5 protein-coding genes and 1 riboswitch are annotated in these 4,536 nt (G+C 74.2%); of the genes, 1 reads left to right on the top strand and 4 read right to left on the bottom strand.

All coding sequences use genetic code 11. The features are described 5' to 3' along the window. Positions 1-124: 124 nt before the first annotated feature. The 4 genes from ACI79P_RS21645 to ACI79P_RS21630 form a co-directional block, all read right to left on the bottom strand. The gene (locus ACI79P_RS21645; RefSeq protein WP_456583121.1) at positions 125-940 is read right to left on the bottom strand and encodes a MetQ/NlpA family ABC transporter substrate-binding protein; all 816 of its coding nucleotides are present in this window, start codon (positions 938-940) and stop codon (positions 125-127) included. Positions 941-1,002: 62 nt separating this feature from the next. After that, a complete protein-coding gene (locus tag ACI79P_RS21640) occupies positions 1,003-1,662 on the bottom strand; it encodes a methionine ABC transporter permease (RefSeq protein ID WP_456583120.1) in 660 nt (219 codons plus the stop codon). Then, positions 1,659-2,675 carry a methionine ABC transporter ATP-binding protein gene (locus ACI79P_RS21635; protein WP_456583119.1) on the bottom strand — a complete coding sequence of 339 codons (1,017 nt, stop codon included), beginning with the start codon at positions 2,673-2,675 and terminating at the stop codon, positions 1,659-1,661. The genes ACI79P_RS21640 and ACI79P_RS21635 overlap by 4 nt, the downstream gene beginning before the upstream one ends. 137 nt (positions 2,676-2,812) lie before the next feature. Next, positions 2,813-2,887 (bottom strand): putative leader peptide, encoded by a 75-nt coding sequence (locus ACI79P_RS21630; RefSeq protein ID WP_374201310.1) that lies wholly within the window; start codon positions 2,885-2,887, stop codon positions 2,813-2,815. Between the two features lie 6 nt (positions 2,888-2,893). Further along, positions 2,894-2,988, bottom strand: a riboswitch (SAM riboswitch). 152 nt (positions 2,989-3,140) lie between these two features. Here ACI79P_RS21630 and ACI79P_RS21625 point away from each other — a divergent pair. Next, complete coding sequence (locus ACI79P_RS21625) at positions 3,141-4,070, top strand: dioxygenase family protein (RefSeq protein ID WP_456583118.1); 930 nt, start codon at positions 3,141-3,143, stop codon at positions 4,068-4,070. The last annotated feature ends 466 nt before the right edge of the window (positions 4,071-4,536 follow it).

Below are 4,536 nucleotides of genomic sequence, written 5' to 3'. Positions count from 1 at the left end.
GGTGCCCCTCTCTCGGGGGGGGGTCGCCCGGTCGGCGGAGAGCACAGCGGAACGAGCGTACCAAGCCCGCCGCGGGGCGGGCGCGGGGGGGGGCCCCCCCCCCCGGCCCCCCCACCCCAGGCGGTCAGAACGCGGCGAGGACGGCGCCCTCGTAGTTCTGCTCGATGAACTGCCGCACGTCCTCCGAGTGCAGCAGTTCCTCCAGCTCCTGGATGCGCTCGTCGCCCTCGTCGCCGGTGCGGACCACCAGGAGGTTGGCGTTGGGGTTGCCCTCGCCCTCCTCCAGCGCCAGCGCGTCCTCGGCCGGGACCAGGTCGGCCTCGATGGCGTAGTTGCCGTTGATGACCGCGATGTCCACGTCGGCCAGCGACCGGGGCACCTGCGCGGCCTCGACCTCGGAGATCTCGAGGCTCTTCGGGTTGCCCTCGATGTCCAGCGAGGTCGGCGCGGCGTCGCCGGTGTCGGCGAGGGTGATCAGGCCGTTGGCCTCGAGGAGCCGCAGCGCCCGCGCGGCGTTGGTCGGGTCGTTCGGGATCGCCACGGTGGCGCCGTCGGGCAGGTCGGCGAGGTCGGTCAGCGTGCTCGAGTAGATGCCGAGCGGCTCGATGTGCACCGGCTCCAGCGCCTGGAAGTCGTAGCCGGCGCTGGCCTCCTGCGCCTCCAGGTACGGGATGGTCTGGAAGTAGTTGGCGTCCAGGGAGCCGTCGTCCAGGGCGACGTTGGGCTGCACGTAGTCGGTGAACTCGACGATCTCCAGGTCCAGGCCGGCGTCCTCGGCGAGGTTCTCGTCGATGTAGCGCAGGATCTCCGCGTGCGGGACCGGGGAAGCGCCGACCCGCAGCGGCTCGTCGGCCGCGGAGAGCTCGGCGTCGCCGCCGCAGGCGGCGAGCAGGGCCGTCATCGCCGAGGCGGCGAGCAGGGCGGGAAAGCGGGTGCGCATGGTGGTGGTTCTCCTCGGGAGTGGGGTGCGACGGCGGCCGGGTGGCCGCCGTGGAGGTCGGGTCAGGCGTGCGCGAGCGAGCGCGCCCAGCGGTCGCCGGCCCACTGGAGGGCCTGGACGATGACCAGCAGGAGGACGACGGTCGCGAGGGTGATGTCGGTGCGGAACTGCTGGTAGCCGAAGCGGATGGCGAAGTCGCCCAGCCCGCCACCACCGACCGCACCGGCCATGGCCGAGTAGCTGATCAGCGCGACGACGGTGATCGTCACGCCGGCGACCAGCGACGGCCGGGCCTCCGGCAGCAGCACGGTGCGGACGACGTCGCGCCGGCGGGCACCCATGGACAGCGCCGCCTCGACCTTGCCCTCCGCGACCTCGCGCAGGCTGGTCTCCACCAGCCGGGCGAGGAACGGGACGGCGCCGATGGTCAGCGGCACGATCGCCGCGGTGGAGCCGATCGTCGTCCCGACGATGCCGCGGGTGACCGGGGCGACGAGGACCAGCAGGATGATGAACGGCAGCGCGCGGCCGAGGTTCACGACCAGGCCGACGAGCCGGTGCAGCAGCGGCCGCGGGGCCAGCCCGCCCGGCGCGGTGACGGTGAGCAGCACGCCCAGCGGGACCCCGAGCAGCACGGTGACCAGCGCCGCGACGCCGACCATGTAGAGGGTCTCCCAGGTCGCGTCCAGCAGCTGCGGCCAGATGCGGTTCCAGTCGCTCACCGGGCCACCTCGGCGGACGCGGCCACGCGCTCGACCAGGACGCCGCCGGCCCGCAGCCGGTGCACGGCGTCGTCGAGGCCCGCCATCCCCCCGCTGACCCGCAGGAGCAGCCGGCCGTAGCGGCCACCGGCGACGGTCTCCACCGATCCGCCGGCGATCTCGACGGCCAGGTCGAGCTCCCCGATCAACGTCCGGAGGACGACGGTCTCCGGGGTCCGGTCGGTGACGGTCACCCGCAGCAGGGCGCCGTCGTGCCCGGCACCGGCGTCCGCGACCGGTGCCGGGAGCAGGGCATCGCCCAGCGGGGAGCCCGGCCGGGTGAGGACGTCGGCCAGCCGGCCGCCGTCGACCACCCGCCCCCGGTCGAGGAGCACGGCGCTGTCGCACACGGCCTTGACGACGGACATCTCGTGCGTGATCAGGAGGACCGTGAGTCCGAGCTCGTCCCGCACCCGGCGCAGCAGCTCCAGGACGCCGGTGGTGCTGGCCTGGTCCAACGCGGACGTGGCCTCGTCGCAGAGCAGCACGTTCGGGCGGACGGCGAGCGCGCGGGCGATCGCCACGCGCTGCTTCTGGCCGCCGGAGAGCTGGGCGGGGCGGGCGTCGGCGCGGTCGCCGAGCCCCACGAGGTCGAGCAGCTCGCCGGCCCGCCGTCTGCGCTCCGTCCGGCCCACGCCCGAGAGCTCCAGCGGGTGCTCCACGTTGCCCGCCGCGGTGCGCGAGTCGAGCAGCTCGAAGTGCTGGAAGACCATCCCGATGGAGCGCCGCGCCTGCCGGACCTGCTCGTCGGGCAGCTCGGTGAGCACCTGCCCGTCGACGGTCACCGAGCCCGACGTGGGCCGCTCCAGCAGGTTGACCAGGCGCACCAGCGTGCTCTTGCCCGAGCCGCTGGGGCCGACGACGCCGGCGAACTCGCCCCGGGCCACGGACAGGCTGACGCCGTCGACGGCGACGACCTCGCCCGCCCGCCCGCGGGCGGGGAAGACCTTGCGGACGTCCTTCAGTTCGATCACGGGATGCGGTCCTCGGCGATTGAGCAGGCACGGGCGGGCGGCGACGCCGGCGACGGCGTGGCGGCCCGCGGTGCGTGGCGGTGGGGGCTGCACGCCCGCCGTCGAGCAGGGCGGGCGTCGCTAGGAGGCGGGAGGCCTCAGCGGCACATGGCTGTGCCGGTGCGGCACAGGTCGACGTGCCGGCGGGCCCACGAGAGCAGCTCGTACCGCATGGTGTTCCTCCATCGGTCCTGGCAGTAGCACCCGCGCCCGCCGATGCGGGGGGTTGCTGCGACGTCGACGAGCCAGGTCTCTCAGCCGCTCCGGATGGTTGCGGCAGCGAGTCTACGGACCTGATCCGGGCGTTTCCCCTCCGCGACCTGCGACGTCACTCACACAGCGCACTCGCAGCCGCTGTTCAGCCGGGTCGCGGGTCGGCGGCCGAACGTGGTCCCCCACCACGACGAGCCCGACCCAGGAGAGCCCATGCCCCCGTTGCCGACCGGCTCCACCCCCAGCTTCGAGGGGCGCCCGCTGCCCCGGCCGGACGAGGAGGTGGTCGACCAGGGGCTGGGCTTCGACCTGGGCACGCTGCTCAGCCGCCGGCGGCTGCTGGCCGTGCTGCGTCTCGGCGCGGCGGGCGCCGGCCTGGCCGCCTGCGGCGCCGGCTCCTCCGCGGCCACCGGTGCCTCGTCGACGACGGGCGCCACCACGGCGTCCGGGGAGATCCCCGACGAGACCGCGGGCCCCTACCCCGGGGACGGGTCCAACGGGCCGGACGTGCTCGAGCAGAGCGGCATCGTGAGCAGCGACATCCGGTCCAGCCTCGGCGGGTCCAGCGGCACCGCCGAGGGGGTGCCGATGACGCTGGAGCTGGTGGTCCGGGACCTGGCGAACGGGGGCGTGCCCTTCACCGGCGTCGCCGTCTACGTGTGGCACTGCGACCGCGACGGCGGCTACTCGATGTACTCCGACGGGATCACCGACCAGAACTACCTGCGCGGCGTGCAGGTAGCCGACGCCGACGGTCGGGTGCGGTTCACCAGCATCGTCCCGGCCTGCTACCCCGGGCGGTGGCCGCACGTCCACTTCGAGGTCTACCCGGACGAGGGCAGCGTCACCGACGCGGCCAACGCGATCGCCACCTCGCAGGTGGCGCTGCCCAAGGACCTCTGCGACGCCGTCTACGCCACCAGCGGCTACGAGAGCTCGGTGCGCACCTTGGCGCAGGTGACGCTCACCGGCGACGGGGGCTTCGGTGACGACGGCGGCGGGAGCCAGCTGGCCACCGTCACCGGCGACGTCGCGAGCGACTACACGGTGACCCTGCCGGTCGGCGTCGACACCACCACCGCGCCGACCGGCGGCGGGACGGGCGGGCGACCTGGCGGGGCACCGCCGAACCGGCCGTCCTGAGGGACGCAGGGCCGTCCGCCTCTTCCCCGGGAAGTGGGCGGCTCCTAGCGTCGCATCAGGACTCGGAAGCCGCTGCGCTGCCGGCTCGGGTTCCACTCCTACGTCCGGCGGCAACCGGACGAGGGGCGCCCCTCGAGCCCGGACGACAGGATCTGCCGGGGCTGCGGGAAGCGCACCGGCACCCCCTTCGGCAACGTGCCGGGCGCCGTTCTCGGCTGAGATGCCCTCCTCCGATGTAGAGGCGCGGCTTCACGACGGGTCCGGCGTACGGGAGTGCGGACGTCGTGCGGTCTCCTCGAGCCTCGGTGCCGCCTGACACCTGCGTGAGACGACGAACCGCGGTCAAGCCCGCTGGCGTGGTGTGTGACGGCTACCGCGTGATCTTCGGTTGGGTCAGGCACTGAGCGCCGGGATGGCCGGCTGGTCGGTCACCTCCTCGTCGGCGGTGTCGGTGTCGGTGACGGGC

Source organism: Blastococcus sp. SYSU DS0510, from assembly GCF_054050835.1.
Note: the sequence above shows the minus strand (reverse complement) of the source record. Positions and strands in the feature narration are given on the sequence as shown.